This is a genomic window from Arthrobacter sp. FB24 (assembly GCF_000196235.1).
In the GTDB taxonomy this organism is placed as follows: domain Bacteria; phylum Actinomycetota; class Actinomycetes; order Actinomycetales; family Micrococcaceae; genus Arthrobacter.
Genome location: NC_008541.1, coordinates 3,988,526 through 4,004,424, shown reverse-complemented (window position 1 = coordinate 4,004,424; position 15,899 = coordinate 3,988,526). Strand labels below are relative to the sequence as shown.

Sequence of the window (15,899 nt, the reverse complement as noted above, 5' to 3'; positions counted from 1 at the left end):
TTATTCACGACACGCTCAGGCGGTCGGGACGCCGGCGGATAGCAGCCGCCCAAGAGTATCGGGCGTCTGTGCAACAGCCGCAGCGCCACGGGCCTCCGACGGTTCCCCGTAGCCCCACGAGACAAAAATCGTAGGGATCCGGTGTGCGGCCGCTCCGGCAATGTCGTAGCTCCGGTCGCCCACCATGACCGCGCCGGAGATGTCCACCCCCTGTGCATCGAGCCGTGCCAGCGATTCGGCAATGACATCCTCCTTGGAGGCCCTTCCTGCTGCGTCGGAGGCACCGCAGATGTCAGCGAAGTGACGGTCAATCCCAAGGGCGATGGCCAGCCGGACCGCCTGGTCCTCCACCTTGGACGTTGCCACCGCCATCGGACACTGCAACGAATCCAGCTGACCCAAAAGGCTGTCAATACCGCCAAATAGGCCGGATTGCAGTGCCCCTGTCTCGGCGTAGGCTGCGCGATAGTGCCGGAGCGCGTCCCGGGCGGTTGCTTCGTCCAGCCCGGCGCTGTGCCTGAACGACTCGTACATGGGCGGTCCGACATACTTGAGCAGTTCCCCGCGTGGAGGGACGGGGGCATTCACCGCCCTGAGCGCCCGGGCAGCGCTGTCCATCACGCCCGGAGCGGAATCCAGAAGCGTCCCGTCCATGTCGAACAGAATGCAGGTGATGGCGGCGGGCGGCTGATTGTCCCGGTGTGGACGTATCATTTCTGCGGAGCCTTTCTGGCTACGGCATCGGCCACCCTGTCCAAGGGACAAGGGTGAGCCGATGATTGCGGCGGAGGGTAGGGATGGACGGGGCGGGTTTGGATCACATCGACCAGAAGATCCTTGCGGAACTGACGAAGAATGCCCGGGTGTCCCATGCCGAACTGGCCGGCAGGGTGCTTTTGTCCCGGAACGCCGTGCGGCAGCGTGTTGACCGCCTGGAGCGGCAGGGCTACATCCAGGGCTACACGATTGTGGCGGGCAGCGTGGGCCAGAGCATGGTCTCCGCATTCCTCATGATTTACCGCAAGGACCGCATGCGTGGTGCCGACGTCCTGGCAGCGCTGCGGACCATTCCCGAAGTGGTCCTGTGCGATGTCCTGAGCGGCGACTTTGACCTGCTGGTGAGGCTGGAGGCGCGCTCGCTGGACAGGGTCCAGGAGATCTGGGAGCAGATCGCGGCGCTGCCCGGGGTCGGCGATACCGTCACGGCGCTGACCCTGTCCAACGTCATCCGGCGGCAGGGATCAGACGGGCCCGGAACGGCCGGGCCATAGGCCTGCTGCCTCGCTAGCTTCTGATGCAGACCACCTTGGGCTGCGTCATCTCCTCAAGGGCGAACCGGACGCCTTCGCGGCCCATGCTGCCGTACTTGGACCCGCCGAACGGCATGCCGTCGAACCTGTAATCGGAGGAGTCATTGATCATCACGCCGCCCGCGTCCAGGTCCCGTGCCGCGCCCATGGCGGACGCGAGCGAGCGGGTGAAGATGCCTGCATGCAGGCTGAACTCGATGGAGTTCGCCAGTTCGATGGCTTCGGCACACGTGCTGAAAGCCCTGAGCATCACCACCGGTCCGAAGACTTCCTCCTGCCAGAGGCGGCAATCCTCCGGAACGGACTCCAGGACCGTGGGCAGCAGGACATTTCCCTCCGCCCGGTTCCCCGCCAGGACCGTCGCGCCGGCGTCAACGGCCCCGCTGATCTTGAGCTGGACCTCCCGAACTGCAGCGGGGGTAATCATGGGGCCAACGTCGGTCCGTTCCTCGGCGGGGTCCCCGGTGACCAGCGCGCTGGTGGCCGCCAGGAACTTTGCACGGAATTCGCCGTAGATGGAGCGGTGGACCAGGATCCTCTGCACTCCCACGCAGTTCTGCCCCGCAGCCCAGAACGCTCCGGATACGCAGGAATCCACCGCACGGTCCACATCCGCATCGTCAAGGACTATCACCGGTGCGTTGCCGCCCAGGTCCATGGCGAGCTTCTTCAACCCGGCCGTGCGGGCGATTGCCTCACCGGTCGCGAACCCGCCGGTAAAGGACACCATCCGCACGTCCCGGGTCCTGATGATGGCAGCCGCAACATCCCTCCCGCCGTGGACCACCGTCAGGACCTCCGGCGGCAGGCCGGCGTCGTACAGGGCGTCGGCCAGCAGCTGTGCGGACAACGGCGTGAGGGCTGACGGCTTGAGTACGACGGCGTTGCCCCCTGCGATCGCCGGGCCCACCTTGTGTGCCACCAGGTTGAGGGGATCGTTGAAAGGAGTGATGGCCGCAATGATCCCCAGCGGCTCACGTGTGAACCAGCCGGTCCGGTCCTCTGATCCGGCATAGGAGTCGAAGGGGATGACCTCGCCGGCGCCGCGCCGTGCCTCCTCTGCGGACAGCCGGAGGGTGTTGATGGCCCGGTGCACCTCCTTGCGCGCCTGGCGGACGGTCTTCCCGGCCTCCGCCACAATGGTCCGGGCAAAGACCCCGCTCCTGCGCTCGATGTCGGAGGCGGCCGCGGACAGGATGGCGGCACGTTCATGGCGGGACAGGGATTTCGCCGCCACGGCGCCGGAGCGTGCCGCGGCCATCACTTCTTCGACAGCACTGACATCGGTGATGGGGACGTCTCCCACAACCCTGCCGTCGTAGGGACTGGTCACCTCGTGGAGCCGTGGGGCGCGGACAACCTGCAGCATGGTGGCCTCAGACACGTGCCAGTCCTTCCGACATCTTGTGGATGGCCATGATGTCGGAGAGCAGCGCGTAGGCCGTCTCGATGCGTCCGGCGCCGGGGCCGGAAACCGTCACGGGGCCCAGCAGGTCGGTCTCGAACGAAACCGCGTTCGTGGCGCCCGAAATGCCGGCAAGGCTGTGCGCAACATCAACGGCGCGCGGTGCAACGCTTGCCGCGATGCCGCCGTCGGGAGTCCGCCTGGCGGATCCGATCAGCTTCCAGCGCCGGCCGGACGAAGCGGCTGCCCGGATATCCCCGGGCGTCAGCGCGGAGATTCCCTCCCGGCGGACGTCCTTCAGTTCCAGGTTCCCGCCAAGCAATTCGTTGGCGAGGATCAGCACCTTCAGCTGCACGTCGAAACCCTCGAGGTCCGCGGCGGGATTCGCCTCTGCGTAACCCAGCTCCTGGGCCTCCCGGACAGCCTCAGCAAGTTCAAAGCCGGCTTCCATGCGCCCCAGAACGTAGTTGCTGGTGCCGTTCATGATCCCTTCGAAGCCGTTGAGCTGCAGGCCGCCGAACATCTGCTTGGCAAGCCGGATCACCGGAGTGCCGCTCATGACGGCACCTTCAAACTCGAAGCGGACACCTTGCCGTTCCGCCAGGGCTGCCAGTTCCCGGCCCCGAAGCGCCACGGGTCCCTTGTTGGTGGTGCAGACGCTCTTGCCCGACTCCAGTGCCCAGCGGACGTGCGACACCGCGGGCTCGCCGTCCTCGGGATTGGTGAAGGTGGCCTCGCAGATGATGTCCGCTGCGCAGTTGCGGATCACGCCCTCGTTATCCGGCTCCGCGGAACCGCCGTGCCGGGCAAAGGTTTCGCCGTCGCCGCCCAGCGCCAGGGCCATGGACAGATCAATACCGCCGGCGTCCACGAGGGACCCGAGGCGCAGATCCGTGATGGCAACTACACGCAGGCCGAAGCCCACCTCGGCGCGGAGTGCTTCCCCGCGGGCGGCGATCAGCTCAGCCAGGCTGCGGTTCACTCCGCCGAAGCCGATCAGTGCAAGGTCATAGGTGGTCATGCCGTGTCCTTCTCTCGGAATTGCTTGGTGTTTCCATGCTCAGGGCGCCCCGTGTCCGTCCCGCCATGTGATTCCGCCCAAAGGACTGCGCAAAGTGACCAAGGATGACGCCATACGTATCGTCAGCCCTTAACAATCGTGCAATATATGCATCTAGGAATGTTTTTAAAGATCAAAAAGGCGTTTTGGTGTTACTTTCATCACGGTGGTTGGGTTTACCGGTCTGGTCCCCAACGCCCTCCGAGGCTTTCCGGTGCATCAATCCCGTTCGCACCTCGACTACTCTCCCGGGAGCAATTCATGGAACTTTCCTCCACAACCCGCTTGGATCCGCAGGCTTCTTTACCGCCTGAATCGGAACCCGCTGCGCCAGAGCGCGGTCCGGCGCCGGGGCTCCAGCGATCCATGGGCCCGCGGCACCTGGTGATGATCGCCATGGGCGGCGTCATCGGGTCGGGCCTTTTCCTCAGTTCGGGCTACACGATCTCCCAGGCCGGCCCGCTGGGCGCGGTTCTGGCGTATCTCGTGGGCGCCTTCGTCGTTTACCTCGTCATGGCCTGCCTCGGGGAACTGGCCATCGCCTACCCGGTCTCGGGCGCGTTCCACATCTACGCGGCCAGATCCATCGGTCCCGCCACCGGTTTCACCACAGCGTGGCTTTACTGGCTGTGCTGGGCCGTGGCGCTGGGATCCGAGTTCACCGCGGCCGGCCTGCTCATGCAGCGGTGGTTCCCGGGAATTGAGGTGTGGGTCTGGTGCGTCGTTTTCGCGTCCATCCTGTTTGCCCTGAACGCCGTCTCTTCGCGGTTCTTCGGCGAATCCGAGTTCTGGTTCTCCATCATCAAGGTGGGCGCCATCGTGGTCCTGATTGCCTTTGGCAGCGCCGCACTGGTCGGCTTCCACCCGCTGGCCGGCGGCTCCCACCCGTTCCTGCTCGAAAACTTCAACACGTCGGGCGGACTATTCCCCAACGGCTTTTCCGGCGTCCTGGTGACTGCCCTGGCGGTCTTCTACGCGTTCTCCGGTTCGGAACTCATCGGCGTCGCAGCGGGCGAAACGGCCAACCCCGAGACAAGCATTCCCAAAGCAATGCGGACCACGGTGTTCCGCCTGCTCATCTTCTTTGTAGGCGCCATCGCAGTCATCGCCGCCACCATCCCCTTTGACCAGGTAGGCCTGGACGAGAGCCCCTTCGTCACCGTCTTTTCCTCCATCGGCATCCCCTATGCCGCGGACATCATGAACTTCGTCATCATCACCGCGCTGCTCTCCGCCGGAAACAGCGGCTTGTTCTCCTGCGCAAGGATGCTCTTTTCCCTGTCCGAGGAAGGGCACGCGCCGAAGGCATTCCGGAAGCTCACCAAACGCGGGATTCCCCTCATCGCCCTCTGCGTCAGCATGGTCGGCGGGCTGGCTTCGCTCATCAGCAGCGTGGTCGCTCCGGAATCGGTCTATCTCGCGCTGGTTTCTGTCGCCGGGTTCGCTGTTGTGGGGGTATGGATGTCCATCACGGCGTCGCACTTCTTCCACAGGCGGGCCTTCGTTCGGAACGGCGGAAACGTCGACGACCTCGCCTACAAGGCGCCGCTGTTCCCGGTGGTTCCGATCCTTGCCTTCGCGCTGTGCCTCATCTCGCTGATCGGCATCGCTTTCGACCCGAACCAGGTCGCAGCCCTGTACTTCGGCATTCCGTTTGTGGGTGCCTGCTACGCCTTCTTCTACTACAAGTACGGACGGCGGCAGCAGCTCGCCAAGTAGCCTGCTGCGGCAGATCTACGGCAGATCTGCGGCAACCCGCATGCCCGGCGGCCGAACCAGTGTTCGGCCGCCGGGCCTTGGCGTGTGCCTCCGAAGGCGGCCGTTCCGGCAGGACGAAAGCTGCCGGTCACCACTGCCTGCGCTGTGTGAGAATGGGCGTTGAAGTCCACCAGAGGGAGCGGTTCAGCTTGGAATTGTCGGAAGCGTCATCGCTGGGCCAGGGCCTTCGCATTGTCCGGCTGATCGTCGACCGCGAGAAGAGGGGCAGGGGACTGTTGGGGGTATCTCAGCTCGCCGCCGAATTGGAGATGGACCAAAGCCGGGTGTCCCGGCTTACCCAGGAGCTGTGCGAGCTGGCCATTCTGGAGCGGGTGGAACGCGGACCGTTCCGTGCCGGTCCGGCCTTCTTCCAGCTTGCGGCCAGCCTCAACGTCGGCTGGATCGGCCAGGCCAAGAGCGAACTGGAACTCTTCGTGGCGGAGTTCGGGCTGCGGGCCCGGCTGTCAGTCCGTGACGGTGTGCGGGTGATCCTCCTCAGGACGTCCAGCAATGACGGCGTGCTGGGAAGCTTTGTGAAACCGGGCATGGTCACACCCGTCTGGTGCACGGGATCAGGCCGTGCCCTGCTCTGGGACCACAAGGCAGCCGATCTTGAGGAGCTCCTTCAGGGCATGGACTTCATCGGCGTGGGCGGCCCCAGGGCGGCCCACTCCGTGCCGGAAGTGTGCGAATTGATGGAGCAGGACCGGCCGCAGGGCTTCATCAGGGCGGCCGAGGAGTTTGAGCACGATGTCCATGAGCTGGCCGTGCCCGTGAGGGATCCGGACGGACGGGTCAGCGCAGCCCTCTCCGTCCTGGGCAGCCGCAACGCTGTTGAGCTCCGGACCGGGGAAATTGCCGATGCACTGCACTCGGCGGCAAGGCGCCTCGCAGCGGTGGGTGCGGCCGGCGCCGGAGTCAGCTAGGACGCCCCAGGGCCGCTTCCAACCGGCCGCCCCACTTCAGGGCCGCGGCAGCAATCTCGTCGCACTTCGGCTCCAGCCGCGCCTTTGATCCGACCACCTGCAACGCGGCGACGGTCTCGCCGCGGAAGTCGCGCACCGGAACGGCCACGGAGTACAGGCGAGGCTCCGCCTCTTCATCCACCACCGAGTATCCGCGCTCCCGCGCCCCGGCCAGGCGAACAAGGAAGTCCTCGACGTCGGCGGGAGTGTTGGGGCCGTGGCGCACAAATTCGGTATGGCTGAAGACGGCACGGACCTCGGCATCGCTGGAGTCCCACAGCAGCGCCTGGCCGGCGTCGCTGCAGTACGCGGGGTAGGGCCGGCCGATCCACGAGCCCACCATCGTGCTGTTCGACGGGACATGCTCACCGATGGTCACGGTGCTGTCACCGTTGAGGACACCCAGGAAGCAGCCTTCGCCGGTATCCTCGACGAGCCCCTCCAATGCCGTCAATCCCTCGGTCCGCAGCCTTTGCTCAGTGAGCAACTGCGCATCCGTATAGAGGCTCCAGTCCAGCGAATACTCCCGGTGCCCGCCACGCAGCAGGAAGTTTTCCTGCTGGGCGGCCTTGAGCCCGCGAGAGATCTGGCTGCGGTCCTTGCCGAGATCTGCGGCGATGTCCCCGACCGTCGCGCCCCGCGCCCCGCCCTTGTGACGGGACCCGACGGCGAAGACGACTTGCATTCCGCGGCCCATGCTGGAGATCTTCGACATGGATCCGATCTTAGTTCCTGGCTCAGGAGGGGCAGGGGGATTGTTCCTAGTGGATCGCGAAGACCCGGGCGGGGAATCCGCTTCCGCCTTGCGGCTTCGGCCAGGCAGCCACCAGCACGGCACCTGATTCCGGCAGGCCGTCCAGGTTGGCGAGCAGCTCTATCTGCCAGCAATCCTGGGCAAGGATGTAGGTTTCCAGGCTGAAGTCCTGGTTCGACGTCGCCTTGCCCGGGTCCGTGTCGGTCTGCTCGTGGCCGATCGCCGTGATGTTCCGCTCGCCGACCAGGAAGGACAGCACCTCCCGGGACCAGCCCGGGGTGTGGCTGACGCCGTCGCGATCCCGGTTCGCCATGGCCTCCGGGTCCGGCCAGCGGTTGCTCCAGCCGGTCCGGAGCGCCACGAACGCGCCCGCCGGGATCCTTCCGTTGCGCTCCTCCCACGCGCTGACGTCATCCAGCGTGGGCGTGGCGTCAGCGTCACCCGCGGCCCTGGTGCTGATGTCCAGCACCACCAGGGGCAGCACCATGTCATCCACGGGGATGTTGTCCAGCGTTCGCCCGCCACGGATAAAGTGCGACGGCGGGTCGACGTGGGTGCCCCACTGGCCGACGATGGAGTAGACGTGTGCCGTGAAGCCGTCGCCGTTTTCCAGATCGAAAAGAGCCGTCCGGCGTTCGTCCGGAAAAGCAGGGAAGTGTGGCTGGCCGGGGTGGAAGGCGTGCGTCAGATCGGTGAACGACCGGCCGGACAGCAGCGACTGGAAACCTTCCCAGAGCCCGGTGGCCTGGACCGTCATGATGCCCGCCCCAGTGCGGGACGAACAGACGCTGCCGTGGAAACCCGGACCGGCCCGGAAAGTTCGATGACCGGCACCTCCCAGGGGTGAACTTCGATCATGCGCTCCACGAGCCGGCTGACGGCCTCCTCGGACAGATCCGCGTCCAGATACGTGGTCAGGACAAAGGTGGGCGAAAACGTTCTTTCATCTGCGCGGCCGAAGGTGGGATTTGCCCCGGCCGATGCCGTGAAGCCCTCGAAGCCGAGACTCGATTCGAAAACATGCCGGTAGTTTCCGAAGTCCCCGAGATCGGGGCAGGACTCGAGTGTGTCGAAAAGTGACGAAAGGCCGGGGTCCGCCTTCAGGACCTCCAGGTCGCCCTCCACCAGCCGCCTCAGGGAACCTGCGCCAATGGGCCAGTGGACGCGGAGTTTGCGCACACTTTTCATTCCAATATCCATGCCTTGATGCCTCTTCCCTCGATCGTCCGGAGCCGTCGTGCGGCTTTTGATTCATCCTGACAGACTGTGATGAGCAGCACAAGCATATTTACTTGTATATGATGCACATAGATTGCCATTGCCCCGTCTACGAAAGCGAAGTGATTCCCTTGAGCACCCCCGCCACCCCGCTGCTTTTTGCCCTCTACGAACAGGCAAGCGTCGGTTGCGGCGGCGCCCCAAGCCTCTGGACGCATCCGCTGGATGACCGCCTGGCGGTAAATTCCCTGGACCGCTGGCGGGATGTGGCCGTGACGGCGGAACAGGCCAACCTTGATGCGCTGTTCTTCGCCGACGTGCTGGGCCTCTATGACGTCTACGGCGGATCTGCCGACGCGGCCTTGGGCTGGGCTGTCGAGGCACCGGCGAATGACCCGTTCATCTATGTCCCGGCGCTGGCGGCGCTGACGGAGCGGCTGTCCTTCGTCATCACGGCGTCGACCACCTACGAGCACCCGTTCTCCCTTGCCCGCCGCTTCGGCACCCTGGACCACCTCAGCAACGGCCGGATCGGCTGGAATATCGTCACCTCATACCTTTCCAGCGCGGCCAGGAACTTCGGTATGGACGAGATGCTCAAGCACGCGGACAGGTACGGCCGCGCGGACGAGTTCATGGATGTGTTCTACAAACTGCTGGAAGGCAGCTGGGCGGGCGACGCCGTCGTCGGCAGCAAGAGCGAAAGGATGTATGCGCGTCCCGGTTCCGTCCAGCCGATCAACCACGACGGCGAGCATTTCCGGGTCGACGGACCGTCGTTGACCTCGCCGTCGCCGCAGCGGACCCCCACCCTGTTCCAGGCGGGGTGGTCTCCGCGGGGCCGCGAATTCGCCGCCAAGCATGCCGAAGTGATCCTGCTGCCCAAGAAGGACCCGCAGGAAATCGCCGCAGGCCTGGCGGATATCAACCGGCGGGCGCTGGAGGGTGGCCGTCCCGCCGGCGAGGTCCGCTCCATGGCGCTCGCCCGGATCATCACCGCGCCCACCGCGATCGAAGCGCAGGAAAAGTACGAGGAACTGCAGCGCAACTACCATCTGGAGGCGCAGCTGGTCAGCTATGCCGGCGACACCGGGATCGACCTCAGCAAATACGCCAACGACGAGCCGCTGGCCACGGCATCCAACGGACTCACTTCCTACGTGGTCAAGGGGGCGCCGCAGGACCGGCCGCTCACCGCGGGGGATGTGCGGCGCAAATTCTCCGAGGTCACCCGCGGAACGGACCTGCTGTTCATCGGCACGCCGGAGGATGTCGCCTCGCAGATCCAGGACCACGCGGCGGCGTCGGGGCTGGATGGCTACATGATCAACCCGCTGGTCAGCCCGGGTTCCCTGAATGACTTCGCGGAGCTGGTGGTGCCGGAGCTTGCCAAGAGGGGGCTCTACGACACGGAACCGAAGAAGGGCACATTGCGCTCCCGGCTCCGTGCCGACGGTGCGGACCTGATGGCGGGCACGGCTTACGGGGCCGGATTCCGCCAGCGCTAACCCGTTGACAGCGTTGACCCATTGACAGCAGGACGCGGCAGTCATAATCTACAACCAAATGGTTGTAGATCAGTTGAGTGATGCCGACGTTGACCGCCTGTTCCAAGCGCTCGCGGATACCACCCGCCGGGACATCGTCCGGCGGGTGGCCGTGGCGGATTATTCTGTTTCCGGCCTCGCAGCCCTCTACGCCATGAGCTTCGCCGCCGTACAGAAGCACGTGGCGGTGTTGGAGCGCGCTTCCCTGGTCACCAAGGAGAAGCGCGGAAGGGAGCAGATCGTGCGGGGTAACCGTGAAGCCCTGCAGAAAGCCCGCCGGCTGCTTGACGAGTATGAAGCGATCTGGCGGCAGCGCGCCGAGCGGATCGCAGACATTCTGGCTGAAGGATAGGAAGGTTTCGCAATGCCTGTTATCAGTTCCACCAAGAATCTCGAGGCACTCAGCCTTACACTCGTGGCCGAGTTCGACGCCGGCGTCGAGCGTGTCTGGCAGATCTGGGAAGACCCGCGCCAGCTGGAGCGCTGGTGGGGCCCGCCCGGCTATCCTGCCACGTTTGACCGGTTCGACTTCCAGCCCGGCGGGAAGGCCGGCTATTACATGACAACCCCCGAAGGCGAGAAGCCCCGCGGCTGGTGGAAGTTCATCACGATCGAGGCGCCGAACCAGCTGGAGTTCGACGACGGTTTTGCCGACGAAAACGGTGACCATGTTGAAGCCATGGGGATCGCCCACGCCACTGTCACCCTCGAAGACCTCGGCGGACGCACCCGCATGACCATGATGTCCACCTTTGAATCCGAAGAGCAGATGCAGCAGATGGTGGACATGGGTATGGAGGAAGGCCTGAAGGAGGCCGCCGGGCAGATCGATGCCCTCCTCACCGAGCACTCCCACGCGTAGCGGGCCGCCCGGACCGGCACCGACGGAATAATCCGAAAACGCAAGCGGACGACGGCGGGAAGATCCCGGCGTCGTCCGCTTGCGTTGTGTTGAGCCTGGCTTACCAGGCCGCGACTTTACCGGACTGCGGGTTTCCTAGACAGCGGCGCCCTGGGCGGCGCTGCGGTTCAGGCTCACCGTGAAGGTGTTCGGTCCGCTGAGGGTGACGGCAACATCGTTCCGGTGGGCGTTGGCCTTCGTGGAAATGTCGTGCACCAGGGCGTCCAGCGTGTGGTCGATGGCGGAGCGGTCCCAGATCTTAAGGGTCACGGAGTGATTGGTTTCGAACGTCATTATTCGGTGCCTCATTCATAAATTTGGTCATGGGCTTCGCATCGGCGCGGAGCCCGGGACGGGTCTATTCATGAACGCTCTGAGGCCTTGCGCAGCTCGGCGAGCTCACTGGTTTGGCCTCGTTGCGTCCACCAGGTTGGGTCGTTCTAAGCCGCTGCATTCCCTGCGCCTTAGCGCGGAAACAAGGGCTGGTGAGGCTGTGAAATCGCATTCTCAACCGTCCTTTCCATGATGCACGGAGGGGTGGCGGCGGCTCAAGCCAGGATCCGTTCATTGCACGTGAGACTCATCACAGCCCTGTGCGCGGGGCGGGGGCGGGGCGGCGGGGCGCACTTTCATTGACAAGTGTACGGCGTACACCTATCCTCAATCGCAAGAGGTGTACGCCGTATACCAGCCATGCGAAGGGCCGGCCATGTCAACCGAAACCATCACTCCCGCCGCCGCCTCCGTCCGGCGCCCCCGGCCCCAATGGCCCGTGCCCGCCGGCCTCATCCTGCTGAGCCTCATTCCGGTCATTTTCGGGGCCCTCCGGCTGGCCGAACTGACGTCCGGTGCAGAGGTGACGCCGCAAAACGCGCGGTTCTTCGCCTCTCCCGTCCCGGTGGTGACGCACATTGTCAGCGTCACCGTCTACTCCCTTCTGGGGGCGTTCCAGTTCGTTCCCTCACTACGGGGCAGGCGCGGCAGGCACCGTATCGCCGGACGCGTTCTCATCCCGGCAGGCCTGCTCGCAGCGCTCTCCGGGCTGTGGATGTCCGTCTTCTACCCGCTCCCGGACGGCTTCACCGACGTCCCGCTCCGGCTCTTCTTCGGCTCCGCGATGCTCGTGAGTATCGTCCTGGGGATCCTCGCCGTCAGGCGCCGGGACTTCGCAGCGCACAGCGCCTGGATGACGCGCGCATACGCTATCGCCGTGGGCGCGGGAACCCAGGCCCTGGTGGGCATCCCGTGGCTCCTCCTGGTCGGCCCCACGGATGTGCCCACACGCGCGGTGCTGCTGGGAGCGGGGTGGCTGATCAACGTCGCGGTTGCCGAGTACGTCATTCGCCGCCGCGCCCGGCGGGCGGCGGGCGGGGTCCGGCGGCCGGTCAGTACGCCTTCACCCGCTGTTCCACGATGAGGTGGATGAGGGCAAACGTCCCGTCCCGGTCGATGGCCCCGAAAGCGGCGTCGAGGGCGGCCGGCACATCCTCGTCGCGGGTGACGGTGACGCCGAAACCGCCAAACGCTTTAGCCATGAGGCCGAAGTCGGGGTTCTTCAGCTGCGTCCCCGAAACCCGGGACGGGTAGTGCCGTTCCTGATGGGTGCGGATGGTGCCGTATTCCTGGTTGTCCATCACGATGATGAGCGGCGTTGCCCCGTACTGGGCTGCCGTGGCCAGCTCCTGCCCGTTCATCAAAAACTCGCCGTCGCCCGCGATGGTTACCACCCGCCGCTGCGGGCTGGCCAGCGAGGCGGCGATGGCGGACGGGATGGAGTAGCCCATCGAGCCGTTCCTGGCGCTGATCATGGAGGCATAACGACGGGTGGGGAAGTAGCGGTGCGCCCAGTTGGTGTGCTCACCTGCACCGAACGTCACCATGGCGTCCTCGGGGAGCCGCGGAACGAGGTTGGCCATCAGCGTGTCCATCCTGGCCGGCCCCGCAGCCGGCGCTGCCGGCGGCAGCGCCGCGAACGCCGCCTGCTCGGTGCGCATCCTGGCCGTCCACGCTTTCCACTCGTCTTTCACGGGCAGCTCTATGCCCAGCAGATCGCGGACGAAGGCTTCCGGTTTGGCCACGATCTGCCGTGAGACGGGGCCCGAGCGGCCGCGCAGCGAGGGGTCGATGGTCACCAGGAAGTTCTGCTTGTTCCAGTCCTGGCGGCAGACAAAGCCGTCAGTAATCACGTCCCCGGGCACCGTCCCGACGAAAACGAGCAGGTCGGTTTCCTCCAGGAGGTCATACGTGGGGCGGGGGCGGCCGTAGCCGATCGGTCCCACGTAGGATGGCGAATCAAAGGAGACAGTACCCTGCGTGCGCCATTCCGCGGCGGCCGGGATGTGGTGCTTTTCGAGCCAGCCGGTCAGCTGGCCGGCCGCCTCCTGGGTCCAGTCGTTGCCGCCGGTGACAAACAGCGGCTTCTTGGAAAGAGACAAGGCACCGGCAAGGGCTTCTGCGTCCGTGGCGCTCATGCCGCCCGCAGCCACGGGGATGGCCGGGTGCAGCGCCGGATCGACCTGCTGCCGGATGATGTCCTCCGGCAGGCCCACCACAACGGGACCCGGCCGCCCGCTCATCGCTGCAAACATGGCTTCCGCAACGATCTCGGATGCCCGCTCGGCGTGGTCCAGCACCATGACGCGCTTCGCACCGGTGTCGAACCAGGCCTTGATGTCGAATTCCTGGAATGCCTCGCGGTCACGGTGCGCAAAAGGAATGAGCCCCACGAAGAGCAGCATGGGGGTGGAGTCCTGCCAGGCGGTATGCAGCCCCACGTGGGCGTTGGCCGCACCGGGTCCGCGGGTCACCATGGCCACCCCCGGGCGCTGGTTCATCTTGCCGTCGGCTTCGGCCATATACGCGGCGCCTCCTTCGTGCCGGCAGACCACCGTGTCGATGCCGGAGCCGTGCAGCCCGTCCAGCACGTCCAGGAAGCTTTCGCCGGGAACAACGTAGGTGCGTTCCACCCCGTGCATCGCGAGGGAATCCACTATGACGTGCCCGGCGGATTTCAGGGTCCCGGAGCCTGCCCTACCGCCACGGGGGTTCAGTGTTCCGGGGTCGGCCGCGGAAGCGGGCCGTACCGCGAGGTGATTGCTGGTGCCGGCGTCGATCGGCCTGGTGTCGGTTGCTGTCATGGTGGATGCGGATTCCGTTGTCATCTCTGCTTGTCTTCTGGGTTGGGTGTTGGTGTGCGTGCGTTGGGTGGAGCGCCGGTGGCGCCTAGTCGGTTTCCGGTCCGGTGCAGAAGAAGCAGCCGTCCTCGCAACTGTCCGTCGTCTGGTTTTCCGTTGACGCCCCGATGGTTTGGGGGCTTAGCAGGTCTTGTCGGTTCATGGCGGGCTTTCGTCGGTTGTTGGTGGGGTCTGGGGCTGCGGGGCCGGGGGAAAAAGCGGGCGGGTGTGCGCTTACCGGATGGGAGTTCTGTTGGCCACCACGGGTGCGGCGCCCGTGTATCCGTTCCGGACCTCGGCGATTTCATGGATCCGTTTCCGGCAGGAGTACCAGCCCGCCACCATCAGCGCGCAGGCCACGAGGGTCACCAGCAAGGTAAGCGGGGAATCGATGAACACCATGACCAGCACGCCGAGCAGGAACAGCAGGCTGAGGTAGCCGGTGTAGGGCGCACCGAACATCCGGAAGGCGGGACGCTCCACCCAACCCCTGTCCGCCCAGCGTTTGAGCTGGATCTGGCACACCACGATGGTGGCCCACGTGACAACGATGCCCACCGAGGCCACGTTCAGCACGATTTCGAAGGCCTGTGCGGGGACGAGGTAGTTCAGCGGCACGCCCAGCAGTGAGACCACCGCCGTGAGGGCGATGCCGCCGTAAGGGACTCCTGCCTTGTTCATGCGGGCCGCGAACCTGGGGGCGGAACCGGCCATGGACATGGAGCGCAGGATCCGGCCGGTGGAGTAGAGGCCGGCGTTGAGGGAGGACAGGGCGGCCGTGAGGACCACCAGGTTCATGATGACGTCCACGCCTTCGATGCCCAGCGAGCCGAAGAATGTCACGAACGGGCTGACGCCCTTCTCGTAGGACGTGTAGGGAAGCAGGAGCGCCAGCAGCAGGACTGAACCGACGTAGAACACCGCGATGCGGAACACCACCGAGTTGATGGCCTTGGGCATGATCTTCTCCGGGTTCTCGGTTTCACCGGCGGCGGTGCCCACGAGCTCGATGGAGGCGTAGGCGAACAGCACACCCTGCATCAGGATGATCATCGGCAGCAGACCAGTGGGGAAGATGCCGCCGTTGTCCGAGATCAGGCTCAGCCCGACGTCCTGCCCGTCCACCGGTGTGCCGAAGATGACGAAGTACGTGCCGATGATGAGGAACGCCCCCAGCGCTGCCACCTTGATCAGGGCGAACCAGAACTCCAGCTCGCCGAAGACCTTCACCGAAACGAGGTTGAGGCAAAGAACCACTACCAGCGCGATCAGGGCCCAGGTCCACTGCGGCACGGCGCCCATCCACGGGACGTACTTGCCGAAGAAGTTCATATAGAGCGCCACTGCGGTGATGTCCACGATGGTGGTGGTGGCCCAGTTGATCCAGTAGAACCACCCCGAGATGAAGGCGGCCTTCTCACCGAAGAACTCCCGGGCGTAGGACACGAACGAGCCCGACGACGGCCGGTGCAGCACCAGCTCGCCCAGCGCGCGGAGGATCAGGAAAGCAAAGAAGCCGCAGACGGCGTAGGCGATTACCAGGGAGGGGCCGGCCGCGTTGAGGCGGCCGCCGGCGCCAAGGAACAGGCCGGTGCCGATCGCGCCGCCGATCGCGATCATCTGGATCTGCCGCGCCTTGAGGCCCTTGTGGTAGCCGGCGTCTTCAGCGTGGATGAGGGAATCGGGTGCGTGGGCGTGGCCGCCGTCGGCCTCGTACAAAGCAACCTCGCCATTGGGGTTGTTGGACATGGGTGTTCCTTTCGACCTGTCAAAGATCTAAATGGGGGTCTAGCGGGAGTTATTGGAAA

At 65.3% G+C, this 15,899-nt stretch carries 16 protein-coding genes; 7 read left to right on the top strand and 9 right to left on the bottom strand.

The features are described from left to right. Nucleotides 1-15: 15 nt before the first annotated feature. A complete protein-coding gene (locus ARTH_RS18070; RefSeq protein ID WP_011693388.1) occupies nt 16-714 on the bottom strand; it encodes an HAD hydrolase-like protein in 699 nt (232 codons plus the stop codon). Nucleotides 715-797: 83 nt separating this feature from the next. On the opposite strand from ARTH_RS18070, the gene ARTH_RS18065 reads away from it, so the two are divergent. Continuing rightward, complete coding sequence (locus ARTH_RS18065) at nt 798-1,271, top strand: Lrp/AsnC family transcriptional regulator (RefSeq protein WP_011693387.1); 474 nt, start codon at nt 798-800, stop codon at nt 1,269-1,271. A gap of 13 nt (nt 1,272-1,284) precedes the next feature. On the opposite strand, the gene ARTH_RS18060 is transcribed toward ARTH_RS18065, so the two are convergent. Together ARTH_RS18060 and ARTH_RS18055 are read right to left on the bottom strand one after the other, a co-directional pair. Then, nucleotides 1,285-2,679 (bottom strand): aldehyde dehydrogenase family protein, encoded by a 1,395-nt coding sequence (locus ARTH_RS18060; protein ID WP_011693386.1) that lies wholly within the window; start codon nt 2,677-2,679, stop codon nt 1,285-1,287. A gap of 7 nt (nt 2,680-2,686) precedes the next feature. Further along, on the bottom strand, nt 2,687-3,736 hold the full coding sequence (locus tag ARTH_RS18055) for a homoserine dehydrogenase (RefSeq protein ID WP_011693385.1): 1,050 nt from the start codon (nt 3,734-3,736) through the stop codon (nt 2,687-2,689). A 300-nt stretch (nt 3,737-4,036) separates the two neighbouring features. Between ARTH_RS18055 and ARTH_RS18050 the strand changes: the two genes are divergently transcribed. Both ARTH_RS18050 and ARTH_RS18045 read left to right on the top strand, forming a co-directional pair. Next, the gene (locus ARTH_RS18050) at nt 4,037-5,494 is read left to right on the top strand and encodes an amino acid permease (protein ID WP_011693384.1); all 1,458 of its coding nucleotides are present in this window, start codon (nt 4,037-4,039) and stop codon (nt 5,492-5,494) included. Between the two features lie 188 nt (nt 5,495-5,682). Then, nucleotides 5,683-6,459 (top strand): IclR family transcriptional regulator, encoded by a 777-nt coding sequence (locus tag ARTH_RS18045; protein WP_011693383.1) that lies wholly within the window; start codon nt 5,683-5,685, stop codon nt 6,457-6,459. Here the strand turns inward: ARTH_RS18045 and ARTH_RS23980 are convergent. Genes ARTH_RS23980 through ARTH_RS18030 form a run of 3 tightly spaced genes read right to left on the bottom strand, consistent with a single transcriptional unit; the run spans nt 6,452 to nt 8,440 of the window. Continuing rightward, nucleotides 6,452-7,213 (bottom strand): IclR family transcriptional regulator, encoded by a 762-nt coding sequence (locus tag ARTH_RS23980; protein WP_011693382.1) that lies wholly within the window; start codon nt 7,211-7,213, stop codon nt 6,452-6,454. The two genes, ARTH_RS18045 and ARTH_RS23980, sit on opposite strands and share 8 nt — an antisense overlap. Before the next feature lie 46 nt (nt 7,214-7,259). Beyond that, nucleotides 7,260-8,009, bottom strand: a complete 750-nt coding sequence (locus ARTH_RS18035; protein WP_011693381.1) for a cyclase family protein — start codon at nt 8,007-8,009, stop codon at nt 7,260-7,262. Next, nucleotides 8,006-8,440: a hypothetical protein gene (locus ARTH_RS18030; RefSeq protein ID WP_232223547.1), complete on the bottom strand. Its 435-nt coding sequence runs from the start codon at nt 8,438-8,440 to the stop codon at nt 8,006-8,008. The genes ARTH_RS18035 and ARTH_RS18030 overlap by 4 nt, the downstream gene beginning before the upstream one ends. A 152-nt stretch (nt 8,441-8,592) precedes the next feature. Here ARTH_RS18030 and ARTH_RS18025 point away from each other — a divergent pair, with 152 nt between their 5' ends. The 3 genes from ARTH_RS18025 to ARTH_RS18015 are packed head-to-tail and all read left to right on the top strand — an operon-like array spanning nt 8,593 to nt 10,879. Then, a complete protein-coding gene (locus tag ARTH_RS18025; protein WP_442852980.1) occupies nt 8,593-9,978 on the top strand; it encodes an NtaA/DmoA family FMN-dependent monooxygenase in 1,386 nt (461 codons plus the stop codon). 58 nt (nt 9,979-10,036) lie between these two features. Next, the gene (locus ARTH_RS18020; RefSeq protein WP_011693378.1) at nt 10,037-10,369 is read left to right on the top strand and encodes an ArsR/SmtB family transcription factor; all 333 of its coding nucleotides are present in this window, start codon (nt 10,037-10,039) and stop codon (nt 10,367-10,369) included. A 12-nt stretch (nt 10,370-10,381) separates the two neighbouring features. After that, nucleotides 10,382-10,879: an SRPBCC family protein gene (locus ARTH_RS18015; protein WP_011693377.1), complete on the top strand. Its 498-nt coding sequence runs from the start codon at nt 10,382-10,384 to the stop codon at nt 10,877-10,879. Between the two features lie 135 nt (nt 10,880-11,014). On the opposite strand, the gene ARTH_RS18010 is transcribed toward ARTH_RS18015, so the two are convergent. Continuing rightward, complete coding sequence (locus ARTH_RS18010; protein WP_011693996.1) at nt 11,015-11,212, bottom strand: hypothetical protein; 198 nt, start codon at nt 11,210-11,212, stop codon at nt 11,015-11,017. A gap of 415 nt (nt 11,213-11,627) precedes the next feature. On the opposite strand from ARTH_RS18010, the gene ARTH_RS18005 reads away from it, so the two are divergent. Beyond that, nucleotides 11,628-12,335, top strand: a complete 708-nt coding sequence (locus ARTH_RS18005) for a DUF2306 domain-containing protein (RefSeq protein ID WP_011693376.1) — start codon at nt 11,628-11,630, stop codon at nt 12,333-12,335. Here ARTH_RS18005 and ARTH_RS18000 read toward each other — a convergent pair. Together ARTH_RS18000 and ARTH_RS17995 are read right to left on the bottom strand one after the other, a co-directional pair. Further along, nucleotides 12,304-14,079, bottom strand: a complete 1,776-nt coding sequence (locus tag ARTH_RS18000) for a thiamine pyrophosphate-dependent enzyme (protein WP_083812717.1) — start codon at nt 14,077-14,079, stop codon at nt 12,304-12,306. The two genes, ARTH_RS18005 and ARTH_RS18000, sit on opposite strands and share 32 nt — an antisense overlap. Before the next feature lie 246 nt (nt 14,080-14,325). Beyond that, nucleotides 14,326-15,840, bottom strand: coding sequence for an amino acid permease (locus ARTH_RS17995; RefSeq protein ID WP_011693374.1), 1,515 nt, complete (start codon nt 15,838-15,840; stop codon nt 14,326-14,328). Nucleotides 15,841-15,899: the final 59 nt, after the last annotated feature.

What these genes read in the sequence shown, in the direction of transcription:
- ARTH_RS18070 (WP_011693388.1), bottom strand. Translation starts at nt 714, where the DNA reads ATGATACGTCCACACCGGGACAATCAGCCGCCCGCCGCCATCACCTGC.
- ARTH_RS18030 (WP_232223547.1), bottom strand. Translation starts at nt 8,440, where the DNA reads ATGAAAAGTGTGCGCAAACTCCGCGTCCACTGGCCCATTGGCGCAGGT.
- ARTH_RS17995 (WP_011693374.1), bottom strand. Translation starts at nt 15,840, where the DNA reads ATGTCCAACAACCCCAATGGCGAGGTTGCTTTGTACGAGGCCGACGGC.
- ARTH_RS18050 (WP_011693384.1), top strand. Translation starts at nt 4,037, where the DNA reads ATGGAACTTTCCTCCACAACCCGCTTGGATCCGCAGGCTTCTTTACCG.
- ARTH_RS18010 (WP_011693996.1), bottom strand. Translation starts at nt 11,212, where the DNA reads ATGACGTTCGAAACCAATCACTCCGTGACCCTTAAGATCTGGGACCGC.
- ARTH_RS18060 (WP_011693386.1), bottom strand. Translation starts at nt 2,679, where the DNA reads ATGCTGCAGGTTGTCCGCGCCCCACGGCTCCACGAGGTGACCAGTCCC.
- ARTH_RS23980 (WP_011693382.1), bottom strand. Translation starts at nt 7,213, where the DNA reads ATGTCGAAGATCTCCAGCATGGGCCGCGGAATGCAAGTCGTCTTCGCC.
- ARTH_RS18000 (WP_083812717.1), bottom strand. Translation starts at nt 14,079, where the DNA reads ATGACAACGGAATCCGCATCCACCATGACAGCAACCGACACCAGGCCG.
- ARTH_RS18020 (WP_011693378.1), top strand. Translation starts at nt 10,037, where the DNA reads ATGGTTGTAGATCAGTTGAGTGATGCCGACGTTGACCGCCTGTTCCAA.
- ARTH_RS18035 (WP_011693381.1), bottom strand. Translation starts at nt 8,009, where the DNA reads ATGACGGTCCAGGCCACCGGGCTCTGGGAAGGTTTCCAGTCGCTGCTG.
- ARTH_RS18015 (WP_011693377.1), top strand. Translation starts at nt 10,382, where the DNA reads ATGCCTGTTATCAGTTCCACCAAGAATCTCGAGGCACTCAGCCTTACA.
- ARTH_RS18065 (WP_011693387.1), top strand. Translation starts at nt 798, where the DNA reads ATGGACGGGGCGGGTTTGGATCACATCGACCAGAAGATCCTTGCGGAA.
- ARTH_RS18055 (WP_011693385.1), bottom strand. Translation starts at nt 3,736, where the DNA reads ATGACCACCTATGACCTTGCACTGATCGGCTTCGGCGGAGTGAACCGC.
- ARTH_RS18005 (WP_011693376.1), top strand. Translation starts at nt 11,628, where the DNA reads ATGTCAACCGAAACCATCACTCCCGCCGCCGCCTCCGTCCGGCGCCCC.